The following is a 22398-nucleotide window of genomic DNA, read 5'->3' as shown; positions in this document are numbered from 1 at the left end:
TTAAAGTTTACTAAACCAGCCCTTTTTCCAAAAGAATAATACCTGGGCAACTGTAATTACACACATTGCTATTAAACAATAGGTATAGCCGTGCGGGCTGTATAGTTCGGGCATGTTATCGGGCAGTACTTTGTTGGTGATAGGATCTTGCCGGGCAAAGTTCATACCGAATACACCTACGATGAAGGTGATAGGCATAAAGATAACCGATATCAGCGTAAGCACCTTCATGATCTCGTTCATGCGGTTACTGATGAGGGAAAGGTACACATCGATGATGCTGGAGGTGATCTCCTGGTAGCTTTCTATCATATCGATGATCTGAATACAATGGTCGTAGGCATCGCGTAAAAATACTTTTACTTCGCTGCTTATCAGTGTGATATCTTCGCGTAGCATCTCGTTTACTTTATCACGCTCGGGCCAGATGGCACGACGCAGCAGTATCATGGTGCGCTTTATTTTTTGCGAATCGTACATGATGGAGCGATCGGGATTATCATAGAGGCGGTCTTCTATATCGTCCAGTTTATCGCCAAGGTTGTTTAACATGCTGAAGTACATATCAAATATGGTATCCATCATGGCGTAGCACAGGTAGGCCGGTCCGGCTGTGCGTATCAACCCTTTACCACTCATTAAACGCTTTATTATCATGGCAAAGGTATCGCTGTAATCTTCCTGAAAGCTGATGATCAGGTTGTCTTTTACGAAGAATGATACCTGGCAATTGCTTATCTCGTTATCCTGATAGGTAATTAACCGGCTCGTTGCGAAAAAATATGTATCGTAATCGTCAAACTTGGGGCGTTGGCGGGTATTTACAATATCCTCGAGCACCAGTTTATTAACTCCGAAATGCTCGCCAATGGTTTCTATCAGGCGCTTATCGCCGAGGCCGTTCACCTGTAACCAATGCATATGTTTTTTGCAATGATCAAGCTGATGAAGTATCGGTGCAAAATCGTCGCCATTGCTTTGCTGAACTTCATCCTGATTGTAGGAGAAAAGCCGGAGAACGGGTTTCATGGCATCATCAGCAATATGGATCATGCCGGGGCTTTCACCTACGTTACCATATTTTTTAGACGATACTTTTATTTTGAGCTTATTGATCTTTTTTGCCATAGTTTACCCTTATCCTTAACAGATAAATTTTCTAAATATAGAAAACCCTTGCTGGTATAACCAAAAGGTACAGCAAAAGATTGATTAAGATGGGATTAAAATTTATTGATTTGGATAGGAGTTAGGGTTATATACGCTAACTCCTAAAATTAAAAGACGAAGTTATTTGTTGTTGCAAAAGACTTTAAAAGATAAACCGCCGGATGGTTTGAATTATAACGGTAAAGGAAATCAGTTTTTGCCGGATCAACATAACCGGGCCGTTGTGATAAGTATTTTGAGGACGCTTTAAAACCCATAGACCAATCGGTAAAATTACGTTCGGCAATTGGGCCCGATTTCATTTTGATGATATTATGGTGGCGCGGATCGTCTTTGATTTTTTCGAAAGTGGCGCTTACCTGTTCTTCTTCGCCCTCTAACACCTGGAAAAATGTGCCTCTATTGTATAACAGAACCCCCGTTATACCGGCATTACTATTGTGAATGAGGCTTTGCTCGAGCATTTCTTCCAGATCATGATCGCTTAAAAGCCTTAATGATGTACTGATATAGATGAGATAATTCATGGGAACACTGAATTAAGTTAGCCTTTAAATTAGAATTTAAGTGGGTTATACGGCGATTGATTTGAATAGGTTACGTTTTGTAAGTGGGGATTTTGTAGGAGGTTAGGTGTAGAAGGGTAGTCCCTCCGGGACATAAATTTTTGGAGCGGAGATTATTTTTCTACAAATATGTAGCCCCTCTGGGGCATGCTTGTGCCCCAGCTATAGATAGCCGTTTGACTAAAGACTATTTTTTAGGTTTTATCTTACTGATAGCATCCTGGGCAAAAGGGGATAAAACCAGTTCGCCGCTGATGGCGGCGCGTTCGGTTAGGAGGGTGTCCCAGTTATCGGTGCCTTGCCAAAGTGTTTTTTTGAGGGCTGATAGGGCTTCGGGGTTCCAGCTTATTATTTTTTGAGCGAGGGTGTTGATGGCAGTGTCCATTTCGGCAGCATCATCAAATACATCGGCATATAAACCTTTTCCCTTTGCCCATTGCGCGGTGTAAAAGTCGGTTGCGTTTATTGTGACGTGCGAGAACGCACTCAAGCCAATTTTGCGGGTTACGGCCGGTTCTATCACGAAGGGGCCAATGCCTATGGTTAATTCGCTTAGTTTGATGGCGGCGTTTGCGGTGGCAAAGCAATGATCGGTAGCGGCGGCAATTCCTACGCCGCCCCCAATGGCTTTACCATGAATGCGGCCTATAATTATTTTTGATGATGTACGGCAGGCATTAATGACCTTGGCAAAGCCGGAAAAAAAATCGAGGCCTTGTTGTTTGGTTGTAATTTGTAATAGTTCGTCAAAACTGGCGCCAGCGCAAAATGCTTGCTCGCCGTCACTTTTTAGGATGATGACTTTGGTTAATGGATTGTTGCCCGCGTTTTGGATGCTTTGGGCCAGTTGCAGCAATAAAGCACCGGGCAGAGAGTTTTGCGCAGGATGAAAAAAGGAGATAGTGGTTATTCCGCTTTGTTCGGTTATCGCGTTTACGTAGCCCTGTGTGTTTGCTTCCATTGTTTATCCTAATAAAAAAACCGTCATGCTGCGGGGGCCGTGGGCACCTACTACTAAGGATTGCTCAATATCGGCAGTTTTTGACGGGCCGGCTATAAAGGTACCAAAACCTGTTTTAGCAGAACCTATACGCTGGTAAGCTTCGTGCATGGTAGGGACGATGTTTTCGGCATCTATCACTACTGCTAAATGCTGGCAGATGAAGGGCAGTACTCGCTGGCCCATCAGATCTTCGGTAACCCAAACTGAGCCGTTTTCGGCTACACCGAAGTGCGCGCGGATGACGCTTAGTTCAATATCTTCCAATGTATGCGGGTCAATTGGTTCGCCCTGGTTTAGTTCGGCTATGTCGCTTAATTCGGTTAGCGTACTTACTACACGTTTATCGGCATTAAAATGCTGGGGAATTAATGCTTTGATCTCGTCAAAACTTTTAACCTTTAGTACTTTACCGCCTATGGTAGTTAGTGTGGTGATGTATTTTTCTTGTGCACCTTCGGTATCGCCTTTTAGAAAGGCAATATCGGGGAGTTGTTGCAGTTCTGGCTGGTTTTGCAGTACCGCGGCTAATATCGCTTCACGAGCCCCCCCCGCCCCCTGAAGGGGGAGTTTTTGATTAGCGTGATCTTGAATATCTTGTTTCATTGTGTGTTTTTAACAATTGTAATTGTATATTTTGAGCTATAATTCCCCGTTGAGGGGTTAGGGGGCTTTTCTGTTCTTCTTATACCATTCGCCAAACGATTCTTCGGGTGGTTTTGGCATGTCGCGCTGTTTGTACCAGGGGTTTAGGCTGTTATTTAGCGCGAAGGGTGCAAATTTCATAACCAATCGGGCTCCTTTACCTGCAATATGATAGGCCGTAGGGGAGGCTAAAGTGGTTGCCATAACCTGCATGCTTATTTTTTTTGCGGTTGGCGCGTAGCCATTTTGTACGATAACCTGGCGCCATTTATATAACTGATCGTGAATATCAATTTTTACCGGGCATACGTTTGAGCATGAACCGCAGAGGGTTGATGCGAACGGCAAGTCGGCATACTTTTTCATATCCAGATTAGGCGCGAGGATAGCGCCTATTGGGCCTGATATGGCGTTGTGGTAGCTGTGACCACCGCTGCGGCGATAAACCGGGCAGGTGTTCATACAGGCTCCGCAACGGATACATTTTAATGAGTTGCGAAACTCTTCGCGGCCTAATTGAACAGTACGGCCATTATCTACAATGATGATGTGCATCTCTTGACCATCGCGGGGTTTGCTGAAATGGCTTGAGTAAGTTGTGATAGGCTGGCCTGTGGCGCTGCGGGTTAGCAACCGTAAAAATACGCCTAAATGCTTCCTTTCGGGGATGAGTTTTTCGATACCCATGCTGGCGATGTGGATATCGCTCAGGTGCGCGCCCATATCGGCGTTTCCTTCGTTGGTACATACCACAAATTCGCCAGTTTCAGCTACAGCGAAATTTACTCCCGTTAAGGCTACCTTGCGGGTCAGGAATGTCTCACGTAAGTGATGGCGGGCAGTTTCTGTTAAAAATTGCGGATCGGAATTACCAGCCGGGGTGCCTAAATACTGGTGGAACAGTTCGCCAATTTCTTCTTTCTTTTTATGGATGCAGGGTAATACGATGTGGCTTGGCGGTTCTTTTGCCAGTTGTACAATGCGCTCACCTAAGTCGGAGTCAATCACATCTATACCATTTTCGGCAAGGTACTCATTAAGGTGAAGCTCTTCGGTTAGCATGGATTTACTTTTTACCATGCGGGTAACGTTGTGCTTTTTAATAAGGGAGTGTACTATGGCGTTATGTTCGGCGCCATCGGCAGCCCAATGTACTACAATACCGTTGGCCAGGGCGTTGGCTTCAAACTGCTGTAAATAGACGTGCATGTTTGATAGCACGTTGTGCTTGATCTGAGATGCCGCTTCGCGCAATGCTTCCCATTCGGGGATCTTGTGTACAGATATATCCCGCTTGGCGCGGATCCACCAGAGGGTTTCATCGTGCCAGTTAACGCGGTCTTCGTCTTTATTAAATATCTCGGCTAACGTAGCATGGTCAGCCCCCCCCGCCCCCTGAAGGGGGAGCTTTTTATCGGTATGGGTAGTTATATTTTGACTCATATTAATTTAAGTTTTTGTTCCCCCCTTTAGGGGGTTAGGGGGCTTCCGTTCAATATTTCTGCAATGTGCAGTACTTTTACTTTGCTGCCTTGTCTGTTTAAAATACCTTCCATGTGCATCAGGCAGCTCATATCTACACCGGTGATGTATTCGGCGCCGTGGTTGAGGTGATCGGCAACGCGGTCTTTTCCCATTTTTACAGATACGGCTTCTTCGGCAACGCAGAAGGTTCCGCCAAAGCCGCAGCATTCGTCGGTGCGGTTTAGGTCTATTATCTCAATACCTTCAACCATGTTTAGCAGGCTTCCGGGTTTTGAGTAATAGGGGGCAACCAGTTCCGTCATTTGCGAAAGGTGCAAACCGCGCTGGCCGTGGCAGCTTTGGTGAACGCCAACCTTGTGCGGGAATTTAGCCGGGAGCGAGGTTACCTTTAAAATATCCGTCAAAAAAGAAGTTAGTTCGTAAATCCGGTTACTTACGTGCGCTGCCTTTTCGGGTTGGTTATCATCGTGAATGTGATCTTTAATGTGGAGCACACAACTGCCTGATGGGGCCACGATGTAATCGAATTCGGCAAAGTTTTTAATGAATAGCTCGTTACAGCCTCCGGTTAAATGTTCAAAGCCTGAATTGGCCATTGGCTGGCCGCAGCAGGTTTGATTTTTAGGATACACCACATTACAGCCTAATTTTTCGAGCAATTGCAGGGTAGCTATGGCGGCACCGGGATAAAATTGATCTACGTAGCAAGGAATGAACAGTCCTACTGTCATAAATAATTATAGTTTTTAGTTGCCCGAAGATTGGGTAACGGTAAATATTGATGAGGCAAAAATAAGCTTTAAATGGTAAAAAATAAGGTTTTATGTAAAAAGTATCTGCATGACACTTATGATGGAATTTTTTTGTATTGCATTGGCAGGTTATGAAACAATTTTGGCAAATTTTGTATTTACAGGGTATGACTTTAGGTACTCAAGTGGTATGGTTGTTTCTGTTGGCTCTCCCGATAGCCTGCATAGCGTGGACGGTTACCCACGAAGAAGTGTTTAAAGAGCCGCGTGAATACTGCGTACAGCGGAGCAAAACAGGTAAAACCTTAATGCAGCGTAAATTTTTTTACCTGTTTACCTGCGAGTATTGTTTTAGCCATTATGTTACCGCTTTAATGCTCATTATTACCAATTACACTTTGCTGTTTACCGACTGGCGAGGGTATATTATTGCAGGCTTCGCTTTGGTTTTTGTGGCTAATATTTACATGAGTTTGTTTGCTTTGATAAGGATAGACCTGAAAAAGGTGAGGATTGAAGCGGATATTGAGGAATGTAAAAAGGATGAGTTGCTGAACGGGAAATAAGTTCAGGTAATTTTTCATGTTTGGTTATTAGGGTAATTTTGGTTATTAAGTTGTTTATAATCAGATATTTACTTATATTTGTATGTGCGATTATAGTAGATGGTGTTTGATGATACTTATTGCTTTGGCTTGAATCATCGTCTGTTTATGGCCGCAGGGGCCTAGTTACTTTTTGTGGCGACAAAAAGTAACCAAAAAGGCTGTCAGCAGAGAGGCTTCTTTGCCCTTCAAAGCGTTCAGAACCAGGGATATCCAGCCCTACTGCCGCACAAGGCCACCATTGTTCTGCCCACTTTCGCCCGAAGCTGCCTGCTGACGGGTTCCAAATAAAATTCCGGATACCGGTGGAATTGGAGTTGGGCTTGTGAGATGCCTTTTTCCCTATGCGCTGTGCGCTTGGCTCTCAACTTAAAAAAAAATCTTAAAAACCAATATATGGAAACAGTAAACCAACCTATTATTTTAACGCCTAAACAACAACTTTTTTGTGATGAGTATTTAACCGACATGAACGCTACGCGCGCGGCTTTGCGGGCGGGCTATAGCACTACCACAGCGCTGAACGGAGCGCTGACGCGGTTGCCGAAGATAAAAATGTACCTGGATGCACGGTGTAATGAACGCTCGGAAAAATTACATATTGACCAGGATATGTTATTGCGCGAACTGGCGGCTATCGCTTTTGGTAATATGGGCAATTATTATGGTGACGACGGGCAACCTAAGCCTATATACCTACTCAACGAGGATGAGAAGGCGGCCCTGTGGCAAATTAAAACGGATGACGCGGGTACCTTGAGCCTGAAGATGTATAGCAAGCTTGGCGCGATTGAGAAGATTGCCCGCCTGATGCGTTTTTATTTACCACAGACTGAGGAGCCGAAGCCGGTTTATGTTTATTTGGATAAGGCTGCATTGGACGCGGATGATAAATTTGAGGATACAAGTTTTGATAGTATTGATTTGGAGAAGGCCGCCGCCGATGTAAAGAAGAAAGCCGAGGACGAATACCAATATATAGATAAACAGGGAAAGCCGCTATTTGAAAACCCATTGCCTTATGGCCCGATGGCGGATGTTTACCGTTTTGATATACACGACCTACCGCATGATGTGATAACCAAGCTGAATGTTTATGAGAGCCTGCAAAAGCCTGTTGCCGAACATGCCGCGGCACATGGCGGCGCAGATGTTTTTGAGCCTATGGATGTGCGCACACAACTGAGCAACTGGCTTTCGCTGGAATTATGGCAACTTGGTTTTTGTAGCGATGGTGATAGCGATGAAACGATTAAATGCATGTTTGAAACTTTGCGCAGATGTACCCGGATAAGAAACGAGGATGGTACTCTGGTTAAGAATATGCGCTATGGGGAGATGCCGGAAAGGTATAAGAAGTTACTTGTTGAATACCGATAAGAAGAATCCAGACTTTGAAATACCGATAAATACCGACAAAATTGTTATTGTGGTTATTGGTGGTTAATGTATTCGGAAGTGTGGACGCTTGTGACTGTTTGTGTTCAGGCGCGGGCGCCTGAACGGGCGGGAGGGGTAGTTCTTTGACTTATTGTGAGATTGTGAAAAACGTATATTTCTTTTACTGTAGTCGAAGACTACAAGCATATTAGTCCGAAGTCAGAGACTTCGGACAGCAAGGGGGGGCTATGCGCTCATATTGAACGCACTTGGAGGAATTAAATTACCGCCGATAATTTCGAAGCCCAACGCTTTTATAGTATTCACCAAAATACCAATATTAGTTATTTTGCCTCTAATGTCAAATTGAAAGTCTCCGTTCGCAAAGACGACATACCCTTCAGTTTTTAATTGGGTTTGATTCAAAATTTTTCGTACATTTTCAATTGCGACATTAGGGTCTTCCCCAACACCAATATGTCTTAATTTTAAACTTCTTAATGGGAATTCACTATCTTGATATAAATTTATAAAACTCTTTGTCTGTGAATTGGGCCTTAAAGAGTTATTAATATTGGCAATAGCACTTTCCATTTGATCAAATCTTTTGATCAAATATTGATTCATTGTAAAATCTTCTGACTTTGCATCCTTCTTTAATATTGATATTTCTTGGGATACTTGATAGATTGGATTATCTATTGTTTCAAGTTTTAGTACAGCTTCAATGGATTCAAAAAGCTTTTCCCTCGCCACTAAAGAACCTGCGAGTGAATCATTGTAAAATATAGTTCGTTGATCAACGATATCAAAGGGAAGTTTTGTACCAACTTCTGCCATGGTAATTACCGGTAACCTAACTGCATGTCTTACCGCAAGCTCATACATAACATTTGGATTTAATCCTGTGAGATTTACAATGACTAACTCATTTGAAATAATATTTTCTAAAACCTGCTTATTTATTGAACCTGCGTCAGCTATTTTATAAGCTGGTAATGGAAAAAAATTGAATTTTTCAAGTTCTGGACGCATTACAGTATCTATCAAACCACGGGCTTTAATATTAATTTCTGAATTTAATTCACCGATTGGGGTAATTATAAAACATGGTTTTAAACTTATTGGTTCCTTAACTTCATCAACATCTTGATTATCGCTTTTCTTACTCATGTATAAATGTATATTATTTTTATTGATTATCATTAATAACTATAAAATACAATAGTTTGGTGATTTATTTGTCGGGATTATAATATATTTCTAAAAGAACCAGTATTGCAATCCTCGAAAATCTAACAATATTACAGTAATAAAAGTCCCAACGCTACTACAGGGTTCCACTTGTGGTGCATTTGTTAGGTCTATAAATCAAATTATTCAAAAACCCTCCCTTTAAGGGGTGGAGGCACTCTACAAAAATATCGGCCTATCCAACTTCATCGCAATGCGATACGCCGCGTTCATCAAGCCTACGTGGCTATAAGCCTGCGGGAAATTGCCCCATTGGCTGCCGTCTTTTTCGTCAACATCCTCGCTAAAGAGCAATAAATGGTTGCTGAATTGGAGGAGGCTTTCAAATTCGCGGATGGCATCGTTGGTGCGGCCTACGGCGGCCAGGGCCTCTACGTACCAAAAGGCGCAGATGAGGAAGGTGGTTTTGGGTTTGCCAAAATCGTCGGCATATTTGTAGCGGTAAAAGAGGCCGTTGCTGGCTTTGAGTTCTTTTTCGAGGGCAATCAGGTGGTCTTTAGCGCGCTGACTGGCTGGGTCGATATAGTTCATCAATATCAGTTGCAGCGTGCTGGCATCCAGGTTAGGGCTTCCGGCGCTGTTGGTATACACTTTGCGGATAGGGTCGTAACAGCTTTCAATATGCGCGGCGGCACGTTCTTTTAGGGATACGGCTTGTGCTTCGAGTTCGGTATTGCCGATGGTTTTGGCCATCTTTTCGGCAGCGGATGCACCTGCCCACTGGAACAGGTTGCTATAGGCATGAATGTTGGCCATGTTGCGGAACTCCCAGATACCGGCGTCCTTTTCGTCGATGGTGCGCTCAATTTTACTGAGCAGGTAACTAACCCAACGGGCGCTATCCTTACGTTCGCTAAATACAAAGCGATGGTCGGTATAGAGTGGGAGCACGGAGATCATCACCTGTCCGTAAATATCATTTTGGATATGCTCACTTGCCTGGTTACCAATACGTACGGGCTTGTTACCTAAATAGCCATCAAGGTCTTCAAGGATAAATTCTTCGATGTTTTTTTGTCCGGTGATGCTATACAGTGGCTGGTACCTGAAATCTTCCGCGAAGGAAATATCGGTAACATAGGCGAAGTATTTCTCCATCTCTTCAAAGTGACCAATGTGGTTAAGCGCGGTAATTACGTAATAGGTATCGCGCAGCCAGCAATAGCGGTAATCCCAGTTGCGGGTTGAGCCCGGCGATTCGGGCAAACTGGTGGTACTTGCCGCAATAATAGCCCCGGTATCTTCAAACTGGTGGATCTTGAGGGCCAAAGCGGCACGGATGACGTAAGGCTGGTAAAAGGTGGCGATGTTGGAGTGCTTGATCCAGATGCGCCAGTAAGCAATGGTTTCGCGCAAAAAGCGGGTACAGGTGCTAATGAGAGGCGCTTCGAGCGGTTCGCCATAGGTCATGGCCAGGTATTTGGTTTCGTTCAGCACAAAATGCTGCTCATCAAATACATAGCTTACGGGGATATTGGTGGTGAGGCGAATCTTTTCTTCGCCGCCCAAAAACTGGATATGGTTGCTGCCCCGGTTAACGGTAAGTTTGGTTTTGCCGTAATCGGATACGGGTTCGCACTTCACCCTAATACGTGGCGAGCCTTCTATCGGCTCGATCTGGCGGATCAGCATTAATGGTTTATAATACCTGTCGTGCTCACGGAAACGGGGGGCATAATCGGTAACCTTGTAACTGGTGCCGTCGGCGCAGCTAATTTCGGTGATCAATACGTTGGTATTTTCGAGGTAATATTGGTGCGATGTGAAATCGCCTTCGGGCAAAATAGAAAACTCGCCGCCTTTGTTTTTATCCAGCAAACCGCCAAAAATAAAGGTGCTATCAAACCTGGGCCAGCAAAGCCACTCGATGTTGGTGTTTTTGTTTACGTGCGCTATAAACGCGCAATTGCCTATGATGCCGGTTTGATAGGTATGTTTTGCCATGATGTTTGAACAACGGTTTTAATAGAATGTTTGGGAGGAGAATGAAGAATAGAGACTCAGGAATCAAGATTTCCTTCTTTGTCATTGCGAGGTACGAAGCAATCGCACGTAGGCAGAGTACATATGCAAGTTCGCCCTGTACAGTTCGCGATTGCTTCGTACCTCGCAATGACAGAGTGGTGTTTTCTTACAATATTATTAGAAATAACCCTTTGCAATAATAACAATTGCTGTTACATTTGCTATTAATCTATCAAATTAGTCGACATTATTTAAATAACAATATCATGAGTTTAAGATTAGGCGATACCGCACCAAATTTTACCGCGCAAACCTCACAAGGTGAGATCAATTTTTACGATTATTTAGGCGATAGCTGGGGCGTACTGTTTTCGCACCCAGGCGATTATACGCCAGTTTGCACTACCGAACTGGGCCGTACAGCAGCTTTGAAAGACGAATTTGCCAAGCGCAATGTTAAGGTTTTGGCACTTAGCGTGGATTCGGTAGAATCGCACGATGGCTGGATCAAAGATATTAACGAAACACAGGGCGTGGAGGTGAACTTCCCGATCATTGCCGACCCGGACCGTAAGGTATCCGAGGCTTATGATATGATCCACCCGAACGCGTCTATCAACGCTACTGTGCGTTCGCTGTTCATCATCGCTCCGGATAAAACGGTTAAATTGATCATCACATACCCGGCATCAACCGGAAGGAACTTTGTTGAGATATTACGGGTGATCGATTCATTACAATTAACCGCCAACTACAGCGTAGCCACACCTGCCGATTGGAAAGAAGGGGAGGACGTAGTAGTTGTTCCATCGATCAAAACTGAAGACATAGCGGCCAAGTTTCCAAAGGGCTTTACCATAGTAAAACCATACCTGCGAACTACCCCTCAGCCAAATAAATAATTTTTATTGCATTTTATTGTTAAATTTATATCTTTGAATATAGAGGCTTAAAGTACTGATACCCTTTCTGATAATAAAAGCTTTTTCAGTTTGGTAAGAATAATTAAGTCCGGATAAATTTTTTAATACTATACTATTATTTATTATGGCAACTGGAAAAGTAAAATGGTTTAACACTCAAAAAGGTTATGGTTTTATCGTTACCGAAGATGGTAAGGATCTGTTTGTACACTTTAAGGATGTACAAGGTGGAGTAAATGCAATTAAGGATAACGACACCGTAGAATACGAGGTTGAAGAGGGCCGCAAAGGTCAGCAAGCCGTTAACGTTAAAAAGGTATAAATAATAAAAACCATAAAATGCAGAACCTCCGGATATCAAAATCCCGGAGGTTTTTTTTACGCCTTGTTATTTAGGTTTGTTTGGTTATTTTAGCCTCACCTTTAAACCATACTATGCAAAACAACGATACTTCCAAAAACGTCATCTTCCTGGTAATAGTAGCCGCGTTGGGCTATTTTGTTGATATTTATGATCTGGTGCTCTTCTCGGTAGTGCGCATCAAAAGCTTTCATGATATTGGCGTTAGCGCTGATGATATGCTGGCTAAAGGGCAGTTTGTGATCAACATGCAGATGTTTGGCTTGCTGTTAGGCGGCATTTTCTGGGGTATCATTGGCGATAAATACGGCCGTATCAAGGTGCTGTTTGGTTCGATACTGCTGTACTCCATAGCGAACTTCGCCAATGGCTTTGCTCACGATGTTAACACTTACGCCATCATCCGTTTAATTGCCGGTATAGGCCTTGCGGGAGAATTAGGCGCCGGCATAACCCTGGTAAGCGAATCAATGAGTAAAGAGAACCGCGGATACGGAACAATGATAGTAGCAGGGGTGGGCCTGTTTGGTGCTGTTGCTGCCGCTACCATAGCTAAAAACTTTACCTGGCAAACATCTTATTTTGTAGGCGGTGGCTTGGGTATATTACTCCTGCTTTTACGTATGGGCACTTTTGAATCGGGCATGTTTAAAGAGGTTGAGAAGAGTACCGTATCAAAAGGCAACATGCTTATGCTCTTTAACAACCCCAAACGCTTTTGGAAGTACCTATGCTGTATTTTGATAGGCATGCCGCTTTGGTATGTGGTAGGTATACTGGTAACGCTATCCCCAGAGTTTGGTAAGGCGCTTGGCGCTAAAGAACCCTTAAGCGCGGGTACGGGCATTATGTACACCTATATCGGTATTGCCATTGGCGATATATTTGCAGGTTTACTGGCTCAGGTTACAAAATCGCGCAAGCTTACTATGCTTGTTTTTCTGTTGATATCTGTTGTAAGTATGGTGCTTTATTTAAGCGCTAAGGGCATTACATCAAACCAATTTGTATGGTTATGTTTGTTTATGGGTATTTCGGTAGGCTATTGGGCTACGTTTGTAACCATCGCTTCCGAGCAATTTGGTACCAATATCCGGTCAACCGTTACTACTACAGTGCCTAACTTTGTACGTGGCGCGCTTATCCCTATCACTTTATTATTCAACGTATTTGTAGCGTACTTTAAAGCTAAAGAACCATCGGGAACACTGCAATCAACCTCCCTGATCAACGCCGGTTACGTGATGATGGTTTTACTTACGTTGATAGCCATCTTCGCGCTAAGCCAGCTTAAAGAGAGCTTTGGTAAGGATCTGGATTACGTTGAAGAATAACTCACCAATTCACCTCAAAGATATCTTTCCGGATAACTGTCATGTTATCCGGTTTTAAAATGCTGATACCGGGTGTAAAACCTATCCCCAATGTGCGGATGTAGTTTAAATACACCATACTGAAATGAAAGGCGCAACCCAATACCATTACCACAATCAGGCTACCTAAAAATAATCTTTTCATGGTTGTGATCATTATTTGATAAACGACTTGAGCGAAATGCCCGATATGCTAACCCTTGCGCTATCAGATATTTGGTAGGTTAGCTTAGGGAAGAACACATTGCTCAGTACCAATTGCGAACCAGCGTTAATTTTAAGCTCTGCACTTTTAATATGATTACCCTGGCCTATGTTTACACTTGTAAATGCGCCGGCAGTTAGTTTCAAATCCCCAATAACACTATTTTGAAATAGTAATTTACCATTACCATTTTGAACAATCAATAAGCTATCCAATTTGAAACCCGAAATGTCAAGTTGCGGCAAATCATAGTAAAACGAATCTTGCACACGGTTATAATTGTTTACAAAGGTCTTATCATTCATAAAAAGGGGGGCAATAGCAGCGCCATGGTTTCCTGCTGCTTTATCATTAATTAAAAAGGTATTGCTGGTTGTTATTGCCGATAAACGGGGGCATATAATGGTTACCCTGTTATAATTACTTCTGTACATGCTAACTGGTACTATAACACCGGTTGCCTTATTGGTATCCGTTTTTATAGCTTCTTTCAAATTAACATTGATGATAAGCTTATCACCACTTTGCAAAATTTGAAGACTATCCTTGTTGAATTTAGAATTGTAAACCTTATAATCGCCTTGTTTAAACTCCACCTCAACCAATCCCGAACCATTGATCTCTACTTTGGTAAAGCCTTTTAAACCCATATCCTTATAATTATGGTAAGGCTTTTTATACTTGCCTTTTACAAATTCAGCTTTTAAGGCATTGTTGTATATACCTATCGCGATAATTAAAATTACGATGGCACCTGCTAATAATTTTGTACTCGTTTTCATGTTTATTCCGATTTGAAATTGTCTTTTTTAAACTGCTCATACCTGGCCTGCAAGTCTTCGAGCGTGATATCCAGTAAAAATATATTCCTGAAAAACTCAGGTAAATCCTGTTGTAAAAAGCGCTCTTTACGGTAAATCTTTACTTTTTTAATGCCATCTACGGCTACAAAAAAGCCTATTCCGCGTTTATTGTATATCACTTCCTGGGTTTGTAAAAATTCGTAGGTGCGCATTACGGTATTGGGGTTAACTTCCAACTCAACAGCAAGGTCACGTACCGATGGTATCTTTTCGTCGGGTAACCAAAGCCCCCTTAATATCTTTTCGCTCACAAAAGCTGCTATTTGCAGGTATATGGCTTCGTTATTTCTAAATTCCATTTGCTAAATCTCCCTCAACTTAAACTTGTTTTTCTTTCAATCTAAAATAAGCCGCCACCCAAATAATAACCGATAGCAATACGGTCAGTGCTAATATCCAACCCAAATAGTTATAAGACAGGTCAACATTATAATAGCTATGGTCGCTATCTCTAAAAGAAGCCCCAAAAAACGGAGGGTTACCTGCTATAGGTTTGTTTACCATCCATCCTAAAACCTTGTCATTTACTAACCAAATAGCGCCTCCAATTAAAAACAAAGCGAACGCGGTTTTAATAAAATGCATTTTTTTGAATGCTATCGCGCCATATATTACAATAGCATGCAGTATGGTGTATACAAAAAAGATGTAATATACCGGTGTTTCTTTCGAAAATATATCTATCAATTCGGTACCTTTTGGCCATTCACGTAAGTGTAAAACCGCCAGCATCATACCGTAATAAATTGCGGTGTACAGTACGATGAATATTACAAACGAGTACACCCAGCCCACCAAAAATTTCTCTAAGGTTGATGCCGGTAAAGTAAGCGTAGCTATCGTTTTTCGTTTATCTCCAAGATTAATGAATATGTTGCTTGTAAATACAGTACCCGCCGCTATCAGGAAGATCATGAAAGGTTCTATCTGGTGTGGTTGATACGAATGATAATTGGAGATCAAAATTGTTACCGAGAGTATGGCGAAAAATACAAAAAGCGACATCGCGTAATTCCTGATGTTCTCTACCGTATGCTTGATAAATAACATACCAAAACGTTTTAAATTAAATGTCTGGTTCATATGGTTTTTGTATTTAAAAGGTTGATCAATGGTTGGTTATTGCTGATTACGGCATTAAATAAAAGCTCCATATCAACTTTGCTGTATAATTCGTTTGTGTTGGCTATAATAGCGTTTTTGCCACGCATGCTTTCCTCCTGGTATAAAACAGGCTGATTATCATCGGCTTCAAGCGTAGTGAAATATAATTTTTCGGATATCACATCCAAAAGCTGATTCACTACAATCTCCCTGTCGTGCAAAACAACCAATGTATCTATCAAACTATCCAGGTCACGCACCTGGTGAGTTGATATGATGATACAGCGCTCTTCGGTTAATACAGATGCGATTATTTTACGGAATTGTACTTTTGATGGGATATCCAAACCATTGGTAGGTTCATCCATCACCAGCAAACTTGTATTGGTAGCCAATCCAAAAGCGATCATCACCTTTTTTTGCTGACCAAATGATAACTTATCCAGCACCGATTCGCGCGGCACATCAAACTCACTCAGGTAAGCGTAAAACTGCTCTTCGCTAAAGTTTGGATAAAAACTCCCCGTATTTTTTACAAACCTGGCCGCTGTTACAGATGGCACATATATTTCCTCCGGAATGAAATACATATCCTCTAACAAAGCCACTGATCTATCGGCGCTGATATTGCCGTTTACAATACAATGCCCGCTCTGCGGGTAGGCCAGGCCCGTTAGGTTATGCAGCAATGTTGATTTACCCGCACCGTTTTTACCCAGCAAGCCATAGATATGGCCTTGCGATAAATTAAGGTTCAGGTTTTTAAACAGCAAAGGCTTTTTTGAGTATCCAAAATTTAGATCCTTGATCTGTATCATTTTCGATTTGATTTAGTGTATTAGTTAAATAGTACACTACAAAAGTATGTAAGAAATTTACATTTGCAAATTATTTCGTAATATTTTTCGGGGGTAGGGTAGCAGCGGATAGGCAAATAGGTTATTTAGCCTCATAAACAAAGTTTTATGTGCCTTAAATTTCCTTCACATCAATAACCACAATAACAATTTTGTCGGTATTTGTCGGTGTTTTTAGTTTGTGATTTGCCTTGCTATCTAATAACCATGTTAACCGGGATAACTATTTTGTCGGTATTGTCAATACCTTGGTTTCTCATCCTTTTTGGGACGTACTGTTAACAATTTTGGTTCCCTGTCTGCCGACAGTCAGGTTGATTATTAACGCTTGGTTTCTTTTCTTTGAGCTATACAAAAATACGTAATTTAGGCCCAATTAACTAAATATTTCACAACTTTGCGTCCGTATGATAACCAAAGAACAAGTAGCTGCCGAATACCAAAAAATTCAGGACGAGATCTGTGCCGGATTAGAGCAATTAGATGGTGAAGCCATTTTTATTGAAGAACAATGGCAGCGCGAAGGCGGTGGCGGTGGCCGTACAAGGGTTATACAAAACGGCAACATCCTCGAAAAAGGAGGCGTTAACTTTTCGGCTGTAGATGGCTTATTGCCCGATACTTTGAAGAACGCGCTAAAGGTTGATCAAAGCGACTTTTTCGCTACTGGAGTATCTATCGTGATCCACCCAAATCATCCTTTGGTGCCCATCATCCACATGAATATCCGCTTCTTCGAAATGCCATCCGTAAACGGGAAACCACCGGTACGTTGGTTTGGGGGTGGGATAGACCTAACACCGCATTATGTAATTGATGATGATGCCCGTTTTTTCCACAGCCAGTTAAAAGCGACTTGCGATAAATACAGCCCCGATTTTTACCCCCGATTTAAAAAATGGGCCGATGATTACTTCTTCATCAAACACCGCGAAGAAACCCGCGGCATAGGCGGCATATTTTACGACCGCATAACCGCTACCGACGATCATTCCTGGGATGATGTTTTCGAGTTCTCCAAAGCAGTAGGCCGTACCTTCTTGCCAACTTACACCGAACTGGTTAAGCGCAACCGCAACAAAGAATACACCGAAGCACAACAGGAATGGCAATACCAACGCCGCAGCCGCTACGCCGAATTTAATTTAGTTTACGATGCCGGTACTAAATTTGGCTTAGAAACTAATGGCCGCATCGAATCGATATTAATGAGCTTGCCACCACAGGCACGGTGGATATATAACTATCAGCCCGAGCCCGGATCGGAAGAAGAAAAAACTTTGAGTTTATTGAAAAAAGGCGTTAATTGGGTGTAGTTCTTTACTCCATGTCATTGCGAGGTACGAAGCAACCGCACGGAGGCAGAGTTGCCATGAAAGTCTGCTCTGTAAATTCGCGATTGCTTCATACCTCGCAATTGATATAGCCTATTAAAATGTTACCAAATGAATAAGATATTACTTACGCTATTTTTTACGGCATCTTTCTCAAATGCCTTCATACCACAACAGCATCAAACCAAATCCTTAAAAGGCACATGGCAATTCAACGGCGGCATATACAATGGCAAACCCGATGGCGCACCTAAAGATTATAAAATGCAGCGTGTTTACACCGACAAAAATTTTGCCGCCTTTGTCAGCCAAAAAGGTTATAAAACCGAAAAATACGAAGCCGGTAATTACGTTCTGAAAGGGGATACCTGTTTCGAAACCCAAACCTACAGCAGCCGTTCGTCACAAAGCACCGGGAAGGTCATCAAATACATCTACAAAATACAAAAAAACCAACTCATATTATCGGGCACATTACCCAGCGGAATGGTGGTGGAAGAGCATTGGTTAAGAATTTTAACATCCACTAAAAAGTAAACGCTATATTTACCTCCAAGCAAGTAATTGCAAAGCAGGTATTTGCACCTCCCATTTGTATTTAAAAATAACGCGATTTTAATTGTGGATAATTTCAGCCCTTTTTATCCCGTATTTTTATCCACAGCGTACCCCCATACCACATAATTTCTTAACTTCGCACGTCGCTTTAAAAAGTACCTAAATTTAAATTTAACAAGCGACATTTGTTTAAAATATAAAAATGGCTGAAGACATAGAAAACGGCGACGCAGGCTCGTCGGATAAAATTATCTCTATTAATATTGAAGAAGAAATGCGGTCGGCATACATCGATTATTCGATGTCTGTTATCGTATCAAGAGCCTTACCCGATGTACGCGATGGTTTAAAACCAGTTCATAGGCGTGTACTTTACGGCATGTTAAATCTGGGCTTAAATTCCAACAAACCCTATAAAAAATCCGCCCGTATTGTAGGAGAGGTGCTGGGTAAATATCACCCCCACGGCGATTCATCCGTTTACGGCACTATGGTGCGCATGGCGCAGGAGTGGAGTTTGCGGTATCCTCTGGTTGACGGGCAAGGTAACTACGGCTCAATAGATGGTGATAACCCTGCTGCTATGCGTTATACTGAGGCCAGATTGCTGAAAATTGCAGAAGAGATGTTGGCTGATATCAACAAAGATACCATCGACTATCAGCTCAATTTTGACGATACAGAACAAGAGCCAACCGTATTGCCTGCCAAGTTCCCTAACCTGTTGGTTAACGGAGCATCGGGTATTGCAGTGGGGATGGCTACCAACATGGCCCCACACAACTTAACCGAGGTTATTAACGCCACAACAGCATACATCGAGGATCGTAATATCGAGATCACCGACCTGATGAAGTTTGTAAAAGGTCCCGATTTTCCTACAGGTGGTATCATCTACGGTTTCGAAGGCGCCCGCGAAGCATCAGAAACCGGCCGTGGCCGTATCGTTTTGCGTGCCCGTGCCGAGATCGAATTATACAATGGCGATCGTGAACGTATCATCGTTACCGAGATCCCATACCAGATCAACAAATCCATCATGATCGAGCGTACTGCCGAACTGGTGAACGAAAAGAAACTGGAAGGTATCTCCGCTATCCGCGATGAATCAAACCGCGAAGGTATCCGTGTGGTTTACGAGGTTAAACGCGATGCAAACGCTTCTATCGTATTAAATAACCTATTCAAATACACATCGTTACAAACATCATTTAGTGTAAACAACATTGCGCTGGTACATGGCCGCCCAATGATGTTGAACCTGAAAGATCTGATCCATCACTTTGTTGAGCACCGCCACGAGGTTATCGTTCGCCGTACCAAGTTTGAATTAGCCGAGGCCGAAAAACGTGCGCATATCTTACAAGGTTTATTGATCGCCTTAGATCATCTGGACGAAGTGATCCAGTTGATCCGCAGTTCAAACACTCCTGATGAAGCTCGCGATAGTTTGATGACCCGCTTTGAACTGAGCGAGATCCAGGCACGCGCTATTCTGGATATGACGCTTCGCCGTTTAACCGGCTTGGAGCGCGATAAGATCAAAGCTGAGTACGAAGAGTTAATGAAATTGATCGAACATTTGAAATCAATTTTGGCCGACGAAGGTTTGCGTATGCAGATCATCAAAGATGAATTGTTAGAGATCAAAGAAAAATATGGCGACGAACGCCGTACTCAAATAGTTCACTCATCAGCAGAAATGCAGACTGAAGACTTTATTGAGGACGAGAACGTAGTAATTACCATATCGCACGAAGGTTACATTAAACGTACACCTTTAACCGAATACCGCACACAAGCCCGCGGTGGTAAAGGCGCCATAGGCTCTAACAGCCGCGATGCCGACTTTATCGAGCACTTGCTCATCGCGTCAAACCACAACTACATGTTGTTCTTTACCGAGAGCGGCCAATGTTTCTGGTTACGTGTGTTTGAGATCCCCGAAGGTACCCGTACCTCAAAAGGACGCGCGATACAGAACATCATCAACATCCCGAAAGAGGAAAACATTAAGGCATTTATTAAATTAACCAGCCTGAAGGATAAAGATTATTTAGAGAATAACTTTATCATTATGTGTACCCGCAAAGGTGTGATCAAAAAGACTTCGTTAGAAGCTTACTCACGTCCGCGTGCTAATGGTATCAACGCCATTAACATTAACGATGGCGATATGTTATTATCGGCAAGCTTAACAACCGGCAGCAGCGAAATTGTAATGGCGCTTAAATCGGGTAGGGCTATCCGCTTTAACGAAAAAACCGTTCGCCCGATGGGCCGTACCGCAACAGGTGTTCGTGGTATAACATTAGCTCACGATAAAGACGAAGTTGTTGGTATGATCGCTATCGATAACGCCGAAACAACTGTATTAGTAGTATCAGAAAAAGGTTACGGTAAACGTACCGATATTGAAGACTACCGCGTTACCAACCGTGGGGGTAAAGGTGTTAAAACCATTAATGTTACCGAAAAAACAGGGCAATTAGTTGCGATAAAAGGCGTTACAGATGAGCACGATCTGATGATCATCAACCGTTCGGGTATCATTATCCGTATTTCAATGCAAACGCTGCGCACAATGGGCCGCGCTACGCAAGGGGTGAGGTTGATCACTTTGAAAGATACTGATAGCATTGCTTCGGTAGCTCAAATTGAACGTGAGGAAGACGTTGAAGAAGAAGCGCCATTGTTGGATGAAGACGGTAACCCAATAGTTCCACCGGTTGCAGTAGTTGATGCTACCGTTGCTCCGCTTGAAACTTTAGAAGAAGGCGAAGAGCCGGAAACTGAAGAAGAAGAGGAAGAAGCTGAGGATGACGATGCTGCCGAAACTGACGACGAAACAGAAGAATAAGCTCAAACTATGGCTGTCCGTAAAAAAATAGTTTTACTGATAACGTGTATTTGTTTTACATCCTTTATTGCCAAAGCACAAAGCGAGGTGATGAAGGATGTAATTAACAACATGGCGCTGTTCCATAAAAAGAACGATCTGAAATACCTGGGCGATGCCAAAAGATCGGTAGATGCCACCATTAAAACCCATTCCGATTCATCCGATATGGGCAAGTTGGTTTATAAAGCCATGGTGTACTCCACCGTTTTATATACCGATTCATTAAACAAACTCAACTTTCCGGATACCATGCTTATGCAAACCACCCGCTTGGTTAACCGTTTGCAGGTTTTACACAAAATATACCGCTACAACCTCGAAATGAATTATAGCAAAGGTTGTTTAGCTAATGTATATCAGCGCAAAGCATTTGGTTTTTATTCTATAAATAATTATAGGCAAGCTATTTACAATTTCAATATTGCTAAAAAGTATGTTCCCGCGGCTAAACAGATCAACGTTTATCTGGCCGATATTTATTATAAGTTGGGTAATTATAAAACGGCCGTAGTTTACTTTGATACTGTTTTGATGAGCAAGAATCCACGTTTGGAGCACGTGCAAACAGCCGCTAATATTTACAAAACACTTGGCGATACCACACGCTCGTTAGAGATCATCCAAAAAGGATTAGAAAGCTACCCCGAAGATAAATACCTGCTTTTTGAAGAAGCCAATATTTACAATAACCGTAAAAATTATGCTTTGTTAAAACCTATATTGAATAATTTGGTTGAAATATCATCAAACGATGCCAATGTGCTGTTTATGGCAGCAAATTGCTTTGATCATTTAAACGAATTAGATAGGGCAGAGGTATTTTACCAAAAAGTAATTGACATTAATAATACCGATTACGATCCAATTTTCAACCTGGGACTGCTATATTTAAAAAAAGCCTCAAAGGTTAAAAAGCAGGATGAATACCTGGCTAATATAAACCAATCGCAAACCTGGTTAGAGCGGGCCCAAGAAATGGCACCCAACAACGAAGTGTGTTTAAAAGCATTACAAATGCTATATTTGCAATCGGGCAACCAAAACCAATTGAATAGAGTAAACAATAAACTAAAACAGTTAACCAATTAATACAATT

At 42.4% G+C, this 22398-nt stretch carries 22 protein-coding genes; 9 read left to right on the top strand and 13 right to left on the bottom strand.

Annotation, left to right across the window (positions count from 1 at the left end; translation table 11 throughout):
* The 6 genes from corA to ABIN91_RS15925 form a co-directional block, all read right to left on the bottom strand.
* Entirely contained in the window at window positions 1-1128 is a 1128-nt protein-coding gene (gene corA / locus ABIN91_RS15950; RefSeq protein WP_348052222.1) for a magnesium/cobalt transporter CorA, read from the bottom strand.
* 149 nt (window positions 1129-1277) lie between these two features.
* Window positions 1278-1697, bottom strand: a complete 420-nt coding sequence (locus ABIN91_RS15945; protein WP_348052221.1) for a BLUF domain-containing protein — start codon at window positions 1695-1697, stop codon at window positions 1278-1280.
* 226 nt (window positions 1698-1923) lie between these two features.
* Window positions 1924-2697 (bottom strand): enoyl-CoA hydratase/isomerase family protein, encoded by a 774-nt coding sequence (locus ABIN91_RS15940; protein ID WP_348052220.1) that lies wholly within the window; start codon window positions 2695-2697, stop codon window positions 1924-1926.
* Between the two features lie 3 nt (window positions 2698-2700).
* Window positions 2701-3342, bottom strand: coding sequence for an LUD domain-containing protein (locus ABIN91_RS15935; protein ID WP_348052219.1), 642 nt, complete (start codon window positions 3340-3342; stop codon window positions 2701-2703).
* A 57-nt stretch (window positions 3343-3399) separates the two neighbouring features.
* Window positions 3400-4824 (bottom strand): lactate utilization protein B, encoded by a 1425-nt coding sequence (locus ABIN91_RS15930; protein ID WP_348052218.1) that lies wholly within the window; start codon window positions 4822-4824, stop codon window positions 3400-3402.
* Window positions 4825-4850: 26 nt separating this feature from the next.
* Window positions 4851-5597: a (Fe-S)-binding protein gene (locus ABIN91_RS15925; protein WP_348052217.1), complete on the bottom strand. Its 747-nt coding sequence runs from the start codon at window positions 5595-5597 to the stop codon at window positions 4851-4853.
* Window positions 5598-5785: 188 nt separating this feature from the next.
* Here ABIN91_RS15925 and ABIN91_RS15920 point away from each other — a divergent pair, with 188 nt between their 5' ends.
* Both ABIN91_RS15920 and ABIN91_RS15915 read left to right on the top strand, forming a co-directional pair.
* A complete protein-coding gene (locus ABIN91_RS15920; RefSeq protein ID WP_348052216.1) occupies window positions 5786-6184 on the top strand; it encodes a hypothetical protein in 399 nt (132 codons plus the stop codon).
* Window positions 6185-6619: 435 nt separating this feature from the next.
* The gene (locus ABIN91_RS15915) at window positions 6620-7603 is read left to right on the top strand and encodes a terminase small subunit (protein WP_348052215.1); all 984 of its coding nucleotides are present in this window, start codon (window positions 6620-6622) and stop codon (window positions 7601-7603) included.
* Window positions 7604-7849: 246 nt separating this feature from the next.
* Here the strand turns inward: ABIN91_RS15915 and ABIN91_RS15910 are convergent, their stop codons facing one another.
* On the bottom strand, window positions 7850-8776 hold the full coding sequence (locus tag ABIN91_RS15910; protein ID WP_348052214.1) for a hypothetical protein: 927 nt from the start codon (window positions 8774-8776) through the stop codon (window positions 7850-7852).
* A gap of 240 nt (window positions 8777-9016) precedes the next feature.
* Window positions 9017-10801 carry a glycoside hydrolase family 15 protein gene (locus tag ABIN91_RS15905; RefSeq protein ID WP_348052213.1) on the bottom strand — a complete coding sequence of 595 codons (1785 nt, stop codon included), beginning with the start codon at window positions 10799-10801 and terminating at the stop codon, window positions 9017-9019.
* Between the two features lie 287 nt (window positions 10802-11088).
* Here ABIN91_RS15905 and ABIN91_RS15900 point away from each other — a divergent pair, with 287 nt between their 5' ends.
* The 3 genes from ABIN91_RS15900 (at window position 11089) to ABIN91_RS15890 (ending at window position 13440) form a co-directional block, all read left to right on the top strand.
* Window positions 11089-11724 carry a peroxiredoxin gene (locus ABIN91_RS15900; protein ID WP_348052212.1) on the top strand — a complete coding sequence of 212 codons (636 nt, stop codon included), beginning with the start codon at window positions 11089-11091 and terminating at the stop codon, window positions 11722-11724.
* Between the two features lie 145 nt (window positions 11725-11869).
* Window positions 11870-12067 carry a cold-shock protein gene (locus ABIN91_RS15895; protein ID WP_348052211.1) on the top strand — a complete coding sequence of 66 codons (198 nt, stop codon included), beginning with the start codon at window positions 11870-11872 and terminating at the stop codon, window positions 12065-12067.
* Between the two features lie 113 nt (window positions 12068-12180).
* A complete protein-coding gene (locus ABIN91_RS15890; RefSeq protein ID WP_348052210.1) occupies window positions 12181-13440 on the top strand; it encodes an MFS transporter in 1260 nt (419 codons plus the stop codon).
* A 1-nt stretch (window position 13441) separates the two neighbouring features.
* Here the strand turns inward: ABIN91_RS15890 and ABIN91_RS15885 are convergent, their stop codons facing one another.
* The 5 genes from ABIN91_RS15885 to ABIN91_RS15865 are packed head-to-tail and all read right to left on the bottom strand — an operon-like array spanning window position 13442 to window position 16469.
* Complete coding sequence (locus ABIN91_RS15885) at window positions 13442-13624, bottom strand: hypothetical protein (RefSeq protein WP_348052209.1); 183 nt, start codon at window positions 13622-13624, stop codon at window positions 13442-13444.
* Window positions 13625-13635: 11 nt separating this feature from the next.
* Entirely contained in the window at window positions 13636-14466 is an 831-nt protein-coding gene (locus ABIN91_RS15880; protein ID WP_348052208.1) for a hypothetical protein, read from the bottom strand.
* Window positions 14467-14468: 2 nt separating this feature from the next.
* The gene (locus ABIN91_RS15875) at window positions 14469-14846 is read right to left on the bottom strand and encodes a GntR family transcriptional regulator (protein WP_348052207.1); all 378 of its coding nucleotides are present in this window, start codon (window positions 14844-14846) and stop codon (window positions 14469-14471) included.
* A gap of 19 nt (window positions 14847-14865) precedes the next feature.
* Entirely contained in the window at window positions 14866-15630 is a 765-nt protein-coding gene (locus ABIN91_RS15870) for a hypothetical protein (RefSeq protein WP_348052206.1), read from the bottom strand.
* Complete coding sequence (locus ABIN91_RS15865; RefSeq protein ID WP_348052205.1) at window positions 15627-16469, bottom strand: ABC transporter ATP-binding protein; 843 nt, start codon at window positions 16467-16469, stop codon at window positions 15627-15629. Before ABIN91_RS15865 ends, ABIN91_RS15870 begins: the two co-directional genes overlap by 4 nt.
* A gap of 446 nt (window positions 16470-16915) precedes the next feature.
* Between ABIN91_RS15865 and hemF the strand changes: the two genes are divergently transcribed.
* The 4 genes from hemF (at window position 16916) to ABIN91_RS15845 (ending at window position 22391) form a co-directional block, all read left to right on the top strand.
* Entirely contained in the window at window positions 16916-17824 is a 909-nt protein-coding gene (gene hemF / locus ABIN91_RS15860; protein WP_348052204.1) for an oxygen-dependent coproporphyrinogen oxidase, read from the top strand.
* 129 nt (window positions 17825-17953) lie between these two features.
* A complete protein-coding gene (locus tag ABIN91_RS15855) occupies window positions 17954-18379 on the top strand; it encodes a hypothetical protein (RefSeq protein ID WP_348052203.1) in 426 nt (141 codons plus the stop codon).
* Window positions 18380-18602: 223 nt separating this feature from the next.
* Window positions 18603-21260, top strand: a complete 2658-nt coding sequence (gene gyrA / locus ABIN91_RS15850; RefSeq protein WP_348052202.1) for a DNA gyrase subunit A — start codon at window positions 18603-18605, stop codon at window positions 21258-21260.
* Window positions 21261-21269: 9 nt separating this feature from the next.
* A complete protein-coding gene (locus ABIN91_RS15845) occupies window positions 21270-22391 on the top strand; it encodes a tetratricopeptide repeat protein (protein WP_348052201.1) in 1122 nt (373 codons plus the stop codon).
* The last annotated feature ends 7 nt before the right edge of the window (window positions 22392-22398 follow it).

It is taken from the genome of Mucilaginibacter sp. (genome assembly GCF_039921305.1).
In the GTDB taxonomy this organism is placed as follows: Bacteria; Bacteroidota; Bacteroidia; order Sphingobacteriales; family Sphingobacteriaceae; genus Mucilaginibacter.
The sequence above is the reverse complement of the archived record's forward strand: the minus strand, read 5'-3'. Positions and strand labels throughout refer to the sequence as shown.